This is a genomic window from Wolbachia endosymbiont of Madathamugadia hiepei, from assembly GCF_013366855.1.
GTDB lineage: Bacteria > Pseudomonadota > Alphaproteobacteria > Rickettsiales > Anaplasmataceae > Wolbachia.
Window position 1 is genome coordinate 1 of the sequence record NZ_WQMP01000006.1, and the last position, 14,810, is coordinate 14,810.

Here is a 14,810-nt window from a genome sequence, read left to right on the forward strand (position 1 = left end):
ATTTGGTAGTTTCTCTATTTGTAGCTAAGTTAAACTACCAGTTTTTGCTACATCTTTCCTTATTTTCTCATGATAAACTTTTTTCACAGAGCCTAGTCTTTCGAATTCTGTTATATCTATCATTTTGCTTACAGTTTCAATTAACTATTGATTTGTCTGGTATAGCACAAACAACTTAAAAAACTATTGACACCTTATTCCCTGGTGATCGCTCTATTTTACTTTCCAGCTCCAGTTCTAAAAGAGCCATTAAAGCCAGGTTTGTGGACGGTCCACTTGTTAAGATAAGTTCATCTATATCAATGGGTACAGAGTTGATATGATTCACTATAACGGACTTTGCTTGTTGCAATTTTTCCTGTTTCTGATTAACGTGCTCAACATCAAATAGGCTCTTTTGCCGAGGAGGTAAACTAAACCTAATACCCTCTATTATATCGTCAGCGGATTCGATAAGTTTAGCACCGTTCTTAATTAAATAATTGCTACCGCTAGAGCGTAAATCCAAAGGAAAACCAGAAACTGCAAATACCTCTCTTCCTTGATCGAAAGCAAAATTTGCTGTTATTAAAGAACCGGAACTTTTCGATGCTTCAATCACTGTCACACCGAGTGACAAGCCAGATATAATTCGATTCCTTTGAGGAAAATACTGAGGCTTTGGTTTAGTCGAAAATGGAAGCTCAGTAATTACTAGCCCACCATCTTCAGTGATTTTCTTGTATAGATCAGAATTTTTTCTTGGGTACACTACATCAATTCCACTCGCTGTAACAGCAATGGTAGGGTGACTTTTGTATATTACGCTGTTCGCTGCAGTGTCGATCCCTCTTGCAAGCCCAGAAACAACAATGAACCCTGCTTCGCTTAAATCAAGTGCTAACTTACTGGCAAAATTTCTTCCATTCACTGAAGAATTACGACCACCGATTATTGCAATTATCTCACGACTTAATAACGACACATCACCAAGTGCAGTTATTACGGAAGGACAACCCGGTATATTTTTTAAAATGTTAGGGTAATCTGGATCACATTCAGGTATGATTTTGGCTCCAATTTCCCTTGCATTATTGATCTCTTTTCGTGCATCTTGAATGCTATATACCTTTTGATTTTAGTGAGCCCATCGAGATATTTTAACGCTTCATCCAGTGATCCACACGCTCTTATCACGCTAGAAAACTTTGTTGGTCCTAAAGCTCTAGCCAGGCTCAACCATATCTCTAATTCTTCATTGCTCAATTTATTTATCTGCATAAAGAGCTTGAATTTCTTATTAATCTAGTGTACCCAAGATAATATAAATATACAGTGTTTTATGACGCATTTTGTTACAGATAAATGCATAAAATGTAAATATACAGATTGTGTAGAAGTGTGTCCTGTTGACTGCTTCTATGAAGGCAAAAATATGCTCGTAATTAATCCGGATGAATGTATTGATTGCGGAGTGTGCATACCCGAATGTCCAGTAGATGCAATTGTAACTGACGATTCCATAAAGGGTATTTTAGAACCAGATGAAGAGTTACTGAGCAGTGAACAAAAAACTTTCAAATCATTTTACAACATAAATGTAGAATACTCGCAAAAGTGGCCAAATATTACAGCTAAAAAACAACCTCTGGATGGAGCAGAAGAGTATAAAGAAAAAAAAGACAAAGCAGCTTATTTTGGCGAAAATCTAGAATAATGCTACTGAAGGAAAAGGAAACCCTCACGGTTGTTGTTCTTGATTGCTGGTAGTGGTTGTGCTGTTTGGTTTTTAATATTATTCAACACCAACTAATCCGTTAAAGCGTAGTAGAACGGAGATTTGTCAAATCACCGGTAAATCTAAATTACTTTAGATATAGCAGTAGGTTTCTATTGAAGATAAGAGCATCTTTTATGTATGCTATATAGTAAAACATAGAGCGCCAATGATTCCAACTATAGCAATTTTAAGTGGTGGATTCTCTTGTGAAAGGGAAATATCACTGATGAGCGGAAAAGCGGTAAAAAAGGCGCTCGACAACCTTTCGTATAATACAATAAAAATAGATGTTGACAGCAACATTGTTGAAAAGCTTAAAAAAATTAATCCTGATCTTGCTTTTATTGCTTTGCATGGACCTTATGGCGAAGATGGTTGTATTCAAGGTTTATTGGAAATTTTAGGTATAAAATACACACACTCCGGAGTCATGGCTTCAGCTATTGCTATGGATAAAGCAATGTCCAAGCATATATTCCAGTCGCTCGATATTGACATCCCAAAAGGTTACATAATTAGTCAAGAAGATATACTAAAAAACAACATTAAAATTGAATATCCGTACGTCTTAAAACCGACCAATGAAGGCTCAAGCATTGGAGTACACATAATTTTCTCGCGTGATGATTATTTAAAACTGAGAAACATGCTCGATGTCATTCCAGCGCGTAACCAGGAAAAAGAAAAATGGATCCCAGTGTCAGCTACTTGGATGACAAAAGACTATTCAAGAGACTTGATGATCATAGAAGAGTACATACCTGGTGTAGAGTTACATACCGCTGTATTGTTAGATGAGGCAATTGGCACTATGAAAATACGACCAAAAAAGAAATTCTATGATTATGAGGCAAAATATACAGATGGGCTTGCAGAGCATATATTTCCTGCTGAAATTCCTGACGATGTATATAAAATGACCTTGGAATATGCATTGAAAGTTCATCGATTTTTAGGATGTAAAACTATTTCTCGCTCAGATTTTCGTTACAACCCTAAGGATAATGCTCTAAAAATGCTTGAGATCAATACACACCCTGGCTTTACTGAATTATCGTTAGTGCCAGAAATTGCAAAATTGACAAAAGGCATTGATTTTAATGAATTAGTTAAAATTATCGTTGAAGATAGTTTGCAACACAAAAGTATTAGAGACCAAGTAAATGCTGAGCAATGTTACTAGAAGCCAAAGGAGTTTTCTGCGTAAGTGTGCTTTGGTTATTATAATAGCACTCTTTCTTACACTAGTGCTCTATAGCTCGCTTGATAAAATCACAAGTCGATTTAATTATTACCTCACTTGGTGCAATGACTGTTTATCCAAGCTATTACTCAGCAGTGGATTTTCAATCGATGAAGTAGTTGTAACTGGCAATAAATTTACAAACGAAAAGGACATTCTAGGTTTGGTAGATAAAACGCAACCGATTATGTATGTATCACTTTCAAGACTTGCTGATAGCATACAGTCCGTAAGCAAATGGATAAAACACGTAAGAATTTATAGAACTTTGCCCAACACCTTACATATTAACATAGATGAACATAACCCATTTGCTCTCTGGAAAGATGGCAACAAGACTTCAGTAATTGATTCCGAAGGTAAAGTGATTACAGACGACTATCCGGTAGATAATCTTGTTGTAATCACAGGACAAAACTCGTTATCGAACCTAAAATTTGTTAAAGACATATTAGGGAGCAAAACTCAATTGAGTGGATACATTTCTTCTTGTGTTTATGTAGGAAATAGAAGATGGAACATCATACTTGATAACGTTTCTACAGTAAAACTGCAAACGTTAAGAATTTTACTGAGCGGAAAAAAAGGCAAAAAACCCTAAGGCAGCTAGTATTCAAATTCTCCCTTGTCTATTTGACGTTCTATACTGTCTTAAACGACTTATAAGCGCGTTTCAGCTTGAAAATCAGAAGTTTTAAAAAGACATGCAGTGCACATAGTGCGAAAAATTAAACAATAGTACGCCAAATACAAGTTTTCTTGTCATTTTACCTGTACAGATTGGGAAGTTAAACAAATAGCTTCAGTATCATTATAAGGGTAACGGCGAAGGTTGTCAAGTAGTTTTTTCGCATATGCCAAAGCTGGTTTGCTATGCGAGAGATCTATTAGTGAGTTAACACAAAAAACTGCTTGTAACTAATTGTTAATACTATATAATGTATTATTTCTAATAAAGTTTAAATTGAAGGACACATTGCATGAATAATAATGATCCAACGGCAAATCTACCAATTAGTATCAGAAAACTATCGTCAAACAAGTTCGTAGAAGATATATACCAAGGCCAATTTGAAGATCAAAGTAACATTTTATTTGAAGATTCTTTTATTAATAAAATTAAGGAAGGAGACGTAGTAGAAGGTGTTATTACACGAGTAAATCCCAATGATATCGTGGTCGACGTTGGCTTAAAGTCTGATGGAAGAATTCCAATCAAGGAGCTTGGTTGCAACGATGAGATTGTTGTTGGTTCTAAAATTAGAGTTTATGTAGAGAGAATTGAAGACTATCATGGTAATGTAGTTCTTAGCCGTGAAAAAGCAATTAGGGACGAAAAATGGCATACACTAGAAGAAGATGCAGTTACAAGAGTTGAAGTCAGTGGAGTTATCAAACGCTCAATTAAATGCGGCTTTATTGTTGATCTTGGCGGCGGAATAAGTGCCTTTTTGCCGCTGAGTCATGTTGATCTGAAGCAAGTAAAAGATGCCAAGCACCTTATTGAAACTGAGCAAAAGTTTATCGTGCTTAAAATGGATAAGAAACAGGGTAACATCGTAGTATCAAGGAAGTTAGTATTAGAAAAATTGCATGCTGGTGAAAAAACCAAGTTTTTAGAGTCTTTAAATGAGGGTGATATAATAGAAGGAAAAATAAAAAGTATTACTCATTATGGTGTATTCGTTGGCATTCATGAGTCAGATGCAGTAGGAGTTATAGATGGATTGCTACATATCACAGATATCTCTTGGAGTAGGATAAGTCACCCATCTGCAGTTTTTGCTTGTGGCCAGAACATAAAGGTCAAAATTATAAAAATAGATAAGGAAAATGCAAAAGTTTCCCTAGGCATAAAGCAGCTAGAAGATAACCCTTGGCAAGATGTAGAGTCAAAGTATCCGATTGACAGCGTTCATAAAGGGCATATAACAAGCATAGAAGATTATGGGTTATTTGTTGAACTTCAGCCTGGAATCGAAGGTTTAGTTCACTCATCAGAAATCACTTGGGTTAAGAGCAATCTACCAGTTAGTAGTCTTGTAACTAGGGGGCAAGAAGTGTCTGTTAAAATTCTCAGTATCGATACTACTAAAAACAGAATGAGTTTGAGTATGAAAAGGTGTGTAGATAACCCTTGGCAAGTATTTGTCAATAAATACCCTCCTGGCTCCATTGTCTCTGGTAAAGTTAAAAATAATGCTGGCTCATATATATCTGTTACTTTTGATGATCGTGAAATAGACGAAAATGTTGAAGGGACAATTTATATGCAAGATCTAAGTTGGTCTAAAAATGGCTCAGATGAGGCAAGAAAGTATAATGTGGGCGATGCGATAGAGGCAAAAGTAATAAGGGCTAACGTGAATCGAACAAGAATTCACCTTGGCATAAAGCAAATAGAGTATGATCCACTTATAGAACTGATAAAGAAAGTCAAGGTAGGAGACAAAATGCAGGTTACCGTAGGTAAGAGAGAAGATGGTGGACTAGTTGTTGAAGTTGAAAATGATGTAACTCTCTTAATAGATCAAGAGCATCTACCGGAAAATAAAAAGTTTTCTATGTCAGAAAGGATAGAAGTTGAAGTATTGAGCGTCGAAGAATATAATATAATATTATCTGCTAAATGATTGTAATTTTAGCTTCGTGTAAATGGCAACGAAATCTAACATCATAACAAAGGTGGCAGAGAAGCATCCTTTCCTAGACAAAATGGTTATAGCAGCTATAGTCAACAGATTTTTTGAGATACTTTCGAGTACATTGAAGCGTCATAATAGAATTGAAATCAGGGGATTTGGCTCCTTTTCAATTAGGAGTTATAACTTGAAAGAGACAAGTCACTTTATGTCACAGAAGTTTGTAAAAAATCAATACTTTAAAACATATTTTCGTAGCAGTAAAAAATTATCCTATTTAATAAATGAATAAAAGTTTATACAGTAAATAAGATGAAAGTGGGGGTAAATTAACGTTATACAATAAAAGTTTTTAGCATTATATGCAAGTAGTAGAAATAGTTATACGTAACAGTACATACAAAATATCTTGTGAAAGTGGAAAAAAGGATCATTTATTGTATCTTGCTAATAATTTTAACAAGCTAGTTAGCTCTATATCTCAAAAAACTGGAGGTAAGGGCTCGGACGCACTAAATTTCCTACTTGCAGCACTAACTCTTGAGGATAAAGTTTTAGAATTAACAAAAAAATTGGACGAAATGAATCAAGAGTGTGAAAAGTATAGAAACGAGAAAAGAACGGAATACACTAAAGTGTTAAGTAGAGTAAATAAAATTATTGAGTGCATAAAGGATTAGCTTCAATGAAGCAAGTAATCAAATCCATTATCTTACTATCTAAGTTGGAAGGAAGGTTTGCTTTGCGAGTTACATAACAATATAATTCACAATCATCAAGATCAACTATCTTTTCATACTCAATTAGTTCATTTAGGGAAAATTTATTAAGGTACTTCAGTGCAAAATACCCTAAAAGCATATCGGTTTCTTTGCACCCTCTATGCCAGCTTCTATACATCAGTTTTTTTCTTAATAAAGAGGTATCTGTCACTGTTACTAAACTTTCTTTAATTTAAAGGTTAAATTAAACACTTGTCAAGCGAGGCGCGTTTTAATATACTTGAAATTTTGTTAATATCTAAAATACAGGTGGAATTAATTTCTAATCTTGTCCATCAGCTTGGTAATGGAGCATATAATCTTTTGTCATTTGCCTTAATCATCTCTGTTGTAGTATTTGTGCATGAATACGGGCACTATATTATCGCCAAAGCATGCAAAGTTAAAGTTGAGTCTTTTTCTATAGGCTTTGGTCCTGAAATCTTTGGTTTTCATGATAAGTCTGGAACTAGATGGAAGTTAAGTGCTGTTCCACTGGGCGGTTATGTTAAAATGCTAGGAGACAGCAATGCAGCAAGCGTTCCAGCTGATCAACAAAAATTAACTGAAGAAGAAAAGTTATATTCACTTCATACAAAACCGCGATATAAAAAAGCAGCAATAGTTTTTGCAGGACCATTTGCAAACATGGTACTTGCTGTTATAGCTTTTACAATATTCTTTAGTACAGTAGGCTATTATCGCACTCTACCAGTGATTGGAAGTGTAATTGAAGGTAAACCAGCAGAGCAAGCTGGTTTATTGCCAGGTGACATTATTACACAGATCAATGAATATAAAATAGAATATTTTGAAGACATTTCACGTGTGATAACATCGAATCCTAAAACAAGAATGGAGATTGAGTATAGCAGAAACAATGAGAAACACAGGACTAGTTTAACTCCATTAACAATCAAGGACAAAGACGCTTTTGGTAACCTGATAGAAAGAGAAACCATAGGAGTTACTTCAGTTGATATAACAGGGCTAAAGCAGTCATCCTTTCTTGGAGCTATGAACCTATCAGTAAGTGAAACTTACCACGCTATGAGCTTAACAATCAAAGCTCTCTTTCAAATTATCGTTGGTAAGAGAAGTATAAATGAAGTAGGTGGACCAATAAAAATTGCAAAATATTCAGGACAATCAGCTAAACAGGGGTTTACTATGGTTTTATATTTCATAGCAATCCTTTCATCTACTTTAGCTGCGATTAATTTACTGCCAATTTTACCATTGGATGGCGGACATTTATTCTTCTACATTATAGAAGGAGTTATACGCAGAGACTTGAGTTTAAAATGCCAAAAATATGCTGCTACTTTTGGTGCTACTGTATTGTTTTTGCTAATGGTAATTGCGATCTCAAATGATATCAGACATCTTTTTTAAGATAAATATGAAGAAACTGTTTTATATATTAATAGTAATTTTTATCTCTGTTCCTACACTACTTGTTGCTTTAGAAACCGGGAAAAAAACGCAGATAAAGGATATTAAATACGTTGGTAATGAGCGAATCAGCAGTCAAACAATAAGGTTCTATACAAAATTAGAACCTAGCAGTTATGTAAACAACGATGACATAGATTCAATTATAAAGGTTTTATACAAAACAAAGTTATTTACTAATGTTAACACTTACATCGATGATGAAAAAAACTTGGTAATAAAAGTTCAAGAAAATCCGCTAATTAACAAGGTAATATTAAAAGGTAATAAGCTATTTCAAAGCAAAGAACTGTTAAATAACGTGATTCAATCAAAACCCTTGACTATTTTTGCTGAAACAAAATTACAAAATGACTTACTGAATTTAATCACAACTTATAGAAACAACGGTAAGATCGGTGCTAAAATTGAATATGAGCTGAATAAGCTTGATGGTAACAGGGTTAATTTAGTCTTTAAAATAAAAGAGGGAAAAACATCTAGAATTAAGGACATAAGATTTATAGGCAATAAAAACTTTTCGGAAAATGAGCTAGAGCAAGCTATTGAAATGCAAAGTAATGATGTATTTAATAAGTTATTCAGAGCTATTTTTAAAGGTGGAAATCATTACTCACCACAGTACTTGTTAATCAATGAAGAGTTGCTTGATCGCTTCTATTCGTCCAAGGGGTATATCAACAATAGTATTCAGCCAATTGCTGAAATTGATAATAACAATCAAGTGGTGTTAACTTTTTTGATTGATGAAGGAGAGCAATATTTGTTTGGAAGCAATAAAATTGATGTTGAAGCCAAAATTCAGGACCCAAACCTCAAAGAAGAGATATTAGAACTAATAACTGAGGAAGGTAACAAAGTATTTGATAAGGTTAAAATTAATAATACGGTAGAAAAAATAAACAAGTATTTAAACGAGAGAGGATATATATTTGCAAAAGTTAATCCAGAATACGCACAGCGTGGCAATGTTGTAGATGTAACTTACAGGGTGCTGCCAGGTAAAAAGATTTACATAAATCAAATTACAATTGACGGTAACGGCCGTACTTTAGACAAGGTAATCAGAAGTAAGCTCAGTGTAGCAGAAGGTGACGCGTACAACACATCTGAGATTCAAAAATCGCGTAGAAAATTGATTGGCAGTGATTTTTTTGAGGCAGTAAAAATAAATAGTTATGCAATTAATGATAATGTGGTGAATTTTAACTTAAATGTTAAAGAAAAAAACACTACCTCGTTATATTTAGGAGGGGGGGTGTCTTTTCCTGGCGGAGCATTTTTTAAAACTGATTTTAAAGACCGTAATTTATTTGGTAGCGGAAAAGAACTCTCCTTTGCCATTGAGAGAAGTCGATATGTATTTTCGACTGGTTTAGAAGTCGTTGAAAATAATTTTAATGATTCCGATACATCATTAGGTGTAGGCGTATTCTATGAAAAACAAGATAAGCCAAACACTATTTTTGATAGCTGTGACATGGGATTTTTTACAAAATTATCACATAAAGTCACAGAGAACTTAACCAATTCCCTCCGCTATTCTTATAAGTATAACCATATACACTTGGATAATAAGGGTGGAAAAGGCGGTGGTATCCCCGAAATAATACGTGACCGAGAAGGTGAATATCACATTTCATCAGTAGGATACACATTAGCGTATAATAAATTAGATAACCTATATGCCCCAAGAGATGGTTATTTATTGCGCTTAAGCCAGGACGTTTCAGGACTGGGAGGAAACGTAAATTTCCTCAAATCTGAATTTTTGTCTTTTTATACACATCCTATATTGAGTAAGATTGATGATGATACAATACTACGCTTTAAAATGGCAGCAGGTCATATTTTTTCTTATACCGATGAACCGCTAAATATTGGCCAGCACTTTTTTAAAGGAGGTAATGAAATTAGAGGGTTTGACCTCTCTGGCATTGGACCAAGAGCAAAAGATAAAAGCTCATTAGGAGGTAAGACTTATTTTAACTTAACACAACAAGTGGATTTTCCATTACCGAAATTATACGATTATATTGGCGTCAAAGGCTCATTCTTTGTTGACTATGCAACGCTTTTTGGTTTAGACAATAAAGATGAGAAACACAAAGAAAAAGAACCATACAACGACAGTAAGCTTGTAAGAGTGTCACCAGGTTTTGGTTTTTCGATGCCTTCTCCTTTTGGTGGTAGGTTTAGATTAGACTTTGGCTTTCCTTTAGTTAAGGAACCTTATGATATAATACCATCATCGAATGTTAAGTTTTCTATTGAAGTAGGGATTTAAATGAAATACATACAATTATTTATATCAGTTATTGTCTTAGTTATTTCCTTGTTTGTGGGTTATAAGGTTATAAAACATCAATCTTGGGGCGCACTTAACATAAAAGTTGCGATTATTGATAGCGACAAAGTGATCAGTGAGTCTCTTGCTCTACAAAACATACAACAGCAGATAAAAGAACAAAGTTCTGGGATGCAGCAAGAGTTTGAAAGTGAGCTAGAAAAATTCAAGCCTTCAAAAGAGGAATTTGAACTTCTATCAGAAGAAGCAAAAAAGGAAAGAACAGAGCAATTTGACAAGCACGCTCTAAGTGCTAGAGATAGTTACGCTAAAAAAATGTTATACCTAGAAAAAAGTTACAGAGACGCAGTAGATAGTATTTTTAACAAGATAAAAGAAGTTGCTAGAGAAACTGCAGAAAAAAACAACATAGACTTGGTACTATTTATTTCAAAGAAAAATCAGGTTTTATACTCTATGGATGAAGCTGACTTAGATAAAGTTGATTTATCAGATGCAATATTAAAAAACATAAATAAAGAAATACCAGAATTCGCTTTGAAAGACGTCAATTAGGCTTACTTTAAGGATATTATGCAACTTAATATCAGCGATATTATAAAAATATTACCACACTCTTATCCGTTTCTCTTAGTAGATAGAGTAATAGAATGTGATCCAGGTAAGAGTATAAAGGCAATCAAAAATGTGACTTTCAATGAACCGTTTTTTATTGGCCATTTTCCCGGCCATCCGATAATGCCAGGAGTTTTAATAATTGAATCTCTAGCTCAGGCATCTGCAATATGTGTTCTTGGTAAAGAAAGTCAAAGTACAATGGGAAATAAAGTTGTTTACTTTATGTCCGTTGAAAATGCAAAATTCAGAAAGCCAGTCACTCCAGGAGACACCCTAGTTCTTCAGTCTAACATCAAAAATGCAAGTTTGAGTGCATGCAAGTTTGAGTGTGTTGCATATGTAGATGAAGAGAAGGTTACAGAAGCAACAATTTTAGCCATGTTGCAAAACAAATAAAATTTTCATCTGTAAAAAGCAATGTATGCATTGTATAATATAGCAATGCAGCTAAATTTTAACATCTCATTTCCCGATCTATATATTCGCAATGGATTAATAAAACTAGATGAGACATTTTTAGATTACGCCAAATCATATGATGAAAGTTTATTTTGCTCATTGATTGAAGCAAGAGAAAAAACAGCTTCTGCTTCGACGTCATCTCAGTGTCACCACATGTCATCCCAGTATCGTTCCATTTCATCCCAGTGCTTGACACTGGGACCCAGAAAACAACAAATGTTAGCCCATCAAATGACAGATAGCCAATTGATTATAGACCTTTCGTACTTACTTGATGAATTCATCGCAAAGCTTTTCAACATTGAAAAAGAAACAGAAGAGCTAAAGAAAAAGCACAACGACTTTGCTGTAATATATAAATGCAAAAGATTATTTGTTCAACGCTATGCATTGAAGAAATACGCTGACATAGCAAACATAGACATTGATTGTGCCACTAGCAGATTAAGTCATTTTCTTACTTTACCAACAACGGAAAAAAATTTCGCCGAGCAAGTGATGTGTTGGTTTGAGGATAAAGAGCATCACAAAGAGGAAATAGAACTTGCAGCACAGTATGCAGCGTGGAGAGTGAAAAATAAACAGAGTATACTTTTTAGTACTCATAAAAAAATCGATCATGAAAACCTCGTATCATTCTCTAAAAAAGAAGTAGGCGGAGTTGAAGTTCTGTATTCAAACGAAGTAAAAAGACGATATGGTTTTGACGTAACAAGTGAAAAGGTGAGCTTAGATAAAGCATTAGATAATGCTCACCACTGCATATTTTGTCATAAGCAAAATAAGGACAGTTGCTCAAAGGGGTTACAGCCATCTGTTATCCGAGTGGTTGACACTGTGGCCCAGAAAGAATACGCAGATTCTAGCGCCACATTTTGTCAACCAAGCGAGATTTTTAAAAAATCTCCACTTAAAGTTGAACTGTACGGCTGCCCACTAGAGCAGAAAATATCAGAAATGGATCTGGTAAAAAGCGAAGGGTACAGCATAGCCAGCCTTGCAATTGTGATGATAGATAATCCATTATGTGCAGCTACCGGACACAGAATATGCAATGATTGCATGAATTCTTGCATATATCAAAAACAAGAGCCTGTGAATGTGCCAATGGTTGAAACAAGAGTTTTGGACGACGTGCTCAGTTTGCCATACGGATTTGAAATATATTCTCTGCTTAGTCGTTGGAATCCTTTAAATTTTCAGCGGCCGTTGCTGAAAAAAAACACTGGAAAAAATGTTCTGGTTGTAGGCCTTGGTCCTGCTGGTTTTAATTTAGCTCATCATCTGTTGAATGATGGACATAATGTTATCGCCATCGATGGATTAAAGATAGAACCTTTGATTGATAATTTTCAGCCGATCAGAGATTTCAAGCATGAAAAATTGAGTAAGCGTACAGCCGGTGGGTTTGGTGGAGTAGCAGAATATGGCATTACTTCTCGGTGGAACAAGAATTACTTAAAGATTATTAGATTATTACTAGAAAGACGCAAAAATTTTGCGTTTTATGGAGGCATTCGCTTTGGTGGCACAGTAACTGTTAGTGATGCGTTCGGTTTGGGTTTCGACCACATAGCTCTAGCACTTGGCTCTGGTAAGCCACGAATAGTCAAAATAAAAAATATGTTAGCTCGTGGGGTGCGCATGGCATCTGATTTTCTAATGTCATTACAACTCAGTGGTGCTCTTAAATCTGGCTCTATAGTAAATCTGCAAATTCGCATGCCAATAGTTGTCATAGGTGCGGGACTTACTGCAATTGATACTGCCACTGAAGCTTTAGCGTATTATCCGATTCAAGTAGAAAAATTTCTTCTTCGCTACGAGACATTGGTTGGTAAATATGGGAAAGACTACGTTGAAAAAGATTGGACAGAAGAAGAACGTGAAATTGCGAATGAGTTTATATTGCACGCACAGTCGATCCAAAAAGAGAAAGAATTAGCGAAAAAAGAGAACAGAGAAGCAAAAATATTGGAGTTAATGCAGAGTTTAGGGGGAGTGAAAGTTGTATATAGAAAAGAGCTAAAAAGTTCGCCAAGTTACCGACTAAATAGCGAGGAGGTGCAAAACGCACTGTCAGAAGGGATTTACTTTATCGAAAACCTAGAGCCAGTTGAAATTGTGACGGATAAGTATAACCATGCTGAATCGATAAAACTGATAGACACAAAGTCGGGCGAAATCAAGTGTATAAAAGCCCGTTCTGTTCTTATAGCAGTGGGTACTGAGCCAAATACAGTCATTGCAACGGAAGATAGAAAGCATTTTAAATTAAGCAATGGATATTTCGCTCACCTGAGCTCATCAGGGGAAGAAGTAGATCCAATATTCTCTCCTAAGATGCAAAATAAAGATAGAATATTAGTGTATAAGCAAGGCAGTAAAGCAATTAGTTTCTTCGGTGATCTTCATCCCTCATACAGCGGCAGTGTCGTGAAAGCTATGGCAAGTGCTAAAAACGGCTACCCTATCATTTCCCAGCTTTTGAGAGGAGTTAATGCTGCCCCAACTCAGGTTTCAGCGTCATGCTCACAACTGTGTGAATGTTGTAATATAAGAGTAACTTTTACCAAAAAGGGTGTCATCCGAGTAGCCAGACACTGGGATCCAGAAAACTTAATTTCAAATGAGTACACTAGATGGCTGCATAATGAAAGCCAGATCCCAGTGTCAGCTACTTGGATGATACCATGTTACCAGACTGAATTTTTTCCTGCTACCTCAATATCTCCTTCTGTCATCCAAGTAGCTGATACTGGAATCCAGAAAAAGAATGCTTGGTCAAGCGTTGAACACCTGGCAAGTGAGGAATTCTTCAATAAGATCAAAGAACAGTTCACTGCAAAAGTCATAAAAGTTCAATATTTAACCGACAAAGTAGTAGAAATAGTGATCAAAGCACCACTTGCTGCAAAAAATTTCAAGCCCGGGCAATTCTTTAGATTGCAAAGTTTTGAAACTAACAGCAAAAAAGCTACAAGCCTTGCTACGGAAGGTGTAGCCGTAACTGGCACTGAAGTAGACAAAAAAAAAGGAGTTATTTCCACTATTGTGCTTGAAACCGGTGGTTCCACTAATTTGTGTAAGTACTTCAAAGAAGATGAACAAATAGTTCTGATGGGCCCAACTGGACACCCTACTGAAGTTTGTTAGGTCTATCTTATACCAAATCCCAATGGTAATAGGACAAATTGAAAAGTTTCCCTACGATGAGAGATTTAGCGAATTTATTATGTATCTTGTTTGATAACGAAAGTTGGTGTAACCTTCATGTTTAAGAAATCCACTGAGTAGAAAAAAAGCAAAAGAAACCCTAGTCGATATTGATTTTTAGTATTGGCGTTTTTATGTCTTAAACGCTGCAATTTAGCTGCTTTTAAACGCAACTAGTCTAAGCTATAATATTTAAGAAATTTACCAGACAGAGGAAAAAGACAATAAAACCCCGAGGTAGCTATTTGTTTCACCTCCCAATCTTTACAGGTTAAAATGACAAGAAAACTTGTATTTGGCGTACTATTGTTTAATTTTTCGCACTATGTGCACTGCATGTCTTTTT

General features: G+C 35.2%; 11 protein-coding genes and 2 pseudogenes. 11 read left to right on the forward strand and 2 right to left on the reverse strand.

Translation table 11 applies throughout. The annotated features are described in order from the left end of the window. Nucleotides 1–175: 175 nt before the first annotated feature. A pseudogene (gene dprA, locus GO685_RS05780) lies at nucleotides 176–1,260 on the reverse strand (DNA-processing protein DprA). A 61-nt stretch (nucleotides 1,261–1,321) separates the two neighbouring features. Between dprA and GO685_RS00435 the strand changes: the two are divergent. From GO685_RS00435 to GO685_RS00460, 6 genes and pseudogenes are all read left to right on the forward strand, one after another. Next, entirely contained in the window at nucleotides 1,322–1,696 is a 375-nt protein-coding gene (locus tag GO685_RS00435) for a ferredoxin family protein (protein WP_175937076.1), read from the forward strand. Nucleotides 1,697–1,925: 229 nt separating this feature from the next. After that, a complete protein-coding gene (locus GO685_RS00440; protein WP_175937077.1) occupies nucleotides 1,926–2,942 on the forward strand; it encodes a D-alanine--D-alanine ligase in 1,017 nt (338 codons plus the stop codon). Further along, nucleotides 2,923–3,555 (forward strand): annotated as a pseudogene (locus tag GO685_RS00445) (cell division protein FtsQ/DivIB); the annotation flags it as partial. The gene GO685_RS00440 and the pseudogene GO685_RS00445, both read left to right, overlap by 20 nt. Nucleotides 3,556–3,982: 427 nt before the next feature. After that, complete coding sequence (locus tag GO685_RS00450; RefSeq protein WP_175937079.1) at nucleotides 3,983–5,635, forward strand: 30S ribosomal protein S1; 1,653 nt, start codon at nucleotides 3,983–3,985, stop codon at nucleotides 5,633–5,635. A gap of 22 nt (nucleotides 5,636–5,657) precedes the next feature. Further along, nucleotides 5,658–5,936 (forward strand): HU family DNA-binding protein, encoded by a 279-nt coding sequence (locus GO685_RS00455; protein WP_175937080.1) that lies wholly within the window; start codon nucleotides 5,658–5,660, stop codon nucleotides 5,934–5,936. Nucleotides 5,937–6,006: 70 nt separating this feature from the next. Then, nucleotides 6,007–6,324, forward strand: a complete 318-nt coding sequence (locus GO685_RS00460; RefSeq protein WP_175937081.1) for a cell division protein ZapA — start codon at nucleotides 6,007–6,009, stop codon at nucleotides 6,322–6,324. Here the strand turns inward: GO685_RS00460 and GO685_RS00465 are convergent. Continuing rightward, the gene (locus GO685_RS00465; protein WP_175937082.1) at nucleotides 6,302–6,577 is read right to left on the reverse strand and encodes a succinate dehydrogenase assembly factor 2; all 276 of its coding nucleotides are present in this window, start codon (nucleotides 6,575–6,577) and stop codon (nucleotides 6,302–6,304) included. The genes GO685_RS00460 and GO685_RS00465 overlap by 23 nt on opposite strands. A gap of 98 nt (nucleotides 6,578–6,675) precedes the next feature. Here GO685_RS00465 and rseP point away from each other — a divergent pair, with 98 nt between their 5' ends. From rseP to GO685_RS00490, 5 genes are read left to right on the forward strand one after another with little or no spacing between them, the layout of a single operon-like run. Further along, nucleotides 6,676–7,800: an RIP metalloprotease RseP gene (rseP, locus tag GO685_RS00470; protein ID WP_175937086.1), complete on the forward strand. Its 1,125-nt coding sequence runs from the start codon at nucleotides 6,676–6,678 to the stop codon at nucleotides 7,798–7,800. A 7-nt stretch (nucleotides 7,801–7,807) separates the two neighbouring features. Then, on the forward strand, nucleotides 7,808–10,147 hold the full coding sequence (gene bamA, locus GO685_RS00475) for an outer membrane protein assembly factor BamA (protein WP_175937083.1): 2,340 nt from the start codon (nucleotides 7,808–7,810) through the stop codon (nucleotides 10,145–10,147). Then, nucleotides 10,148–10,723, forward strand: a complete 576-nt coding sequence (locus tag GO685_RS00480; protein ID WP_175937084.1) for an OmpH family outer membrane protein — start codon at nucleotides 10,148–10,150, stop codon at nucleotides 10,721–10,723. It begins immediately after the preceding gene. An 18-nt stretch (nucleotides 10,724–10,741) separates the two neighbouring features. Then, nucleotides 10,742–11,182, forward strand: coding sequence for a 3-hydroxyacyl-ACP dehydratase FabZ (gene fabZ, locus GO685_RS00485; RefSeq protein WP_175937085.1), 441 nt, complete (start codon nucleotides 10,742–10,744; stop codon nucleotides 11,180–11,182). A 45-nt stretch (nucleotides 11,183–11,227) separates the two neighbouring features. After that, nucleotides 11,228–14,404: a WPE palindromic element domain-containing protein gene (locus tag GO685_RS00490; RefSeq protein WP_175937087.1), complete on the forward strand. Its 3,177-nt coding sequence runs from the start codon at nucleotides 11,228–11,230 to the stop codon at nucleotides 14,402–14,404. Nucleotides 14,405–14,810 lie beyond the last annotated feature (406 nt).

Coding starts and splice junctions, on each gene's coding strand:
- GO685_RS00435 (WP_175937076.1), top strand. CDS start 1,322: ATGACGCATTTTGTTACAGATAAATGCATAAAATGTAAATATACAGAT.
- GO685_RS00440 (WP_175937077.1), top strand. CDS start 1,926: ATGATTCCAACTATAGCAATTTTAAGTGGTGGATTCTCTTGTGAAAGG.
- GO685_RS00450 (WP_175937079.1), top strand. CDS start 3,983: ATGAATAATAATGATCCAACGGCAAATCTACCAATTAGTATCAGAAAA.
- GO685_RS00455 (WP_175937080.1), top strand. CDS start 5,658: ATGGCAACGAAATCTAACATCATAACAAAGGTGGCAGAGAAGCATCCT.
- GO685_RS00460 (WP_175937081.1), top strand. CDS start 6,007: ATGCAAGTAGTAGAAATAGTTATACGTAACAGTACATACAAAATATCT.
- bamA (WP_175937083.1), top strand. CDS start 7,808: ATGAAGAAACTGTTTTATATATTAATAGTAATTTTTATCTCTGTTCCT.
- GO685_RS00480 (WP_175937084.1), top strand. CDS start 10,148: ATGAAATACATACAATTATTTATATCAGTTATTGTCTTAGTTATTTCC.
- fabZ (WP_175937085.1), top strand. CDS start 10,742: ATGCAACTTAATATCAGCGATATTATAAAAATATTACCACACTCTTAT.
- GO685_RS00490 (WP_175937087.1), top strand. CDS start 11,228: ATGCAGCTAAATTTTAACATCTCATTTCCCGATCTATATATTCGCAAT.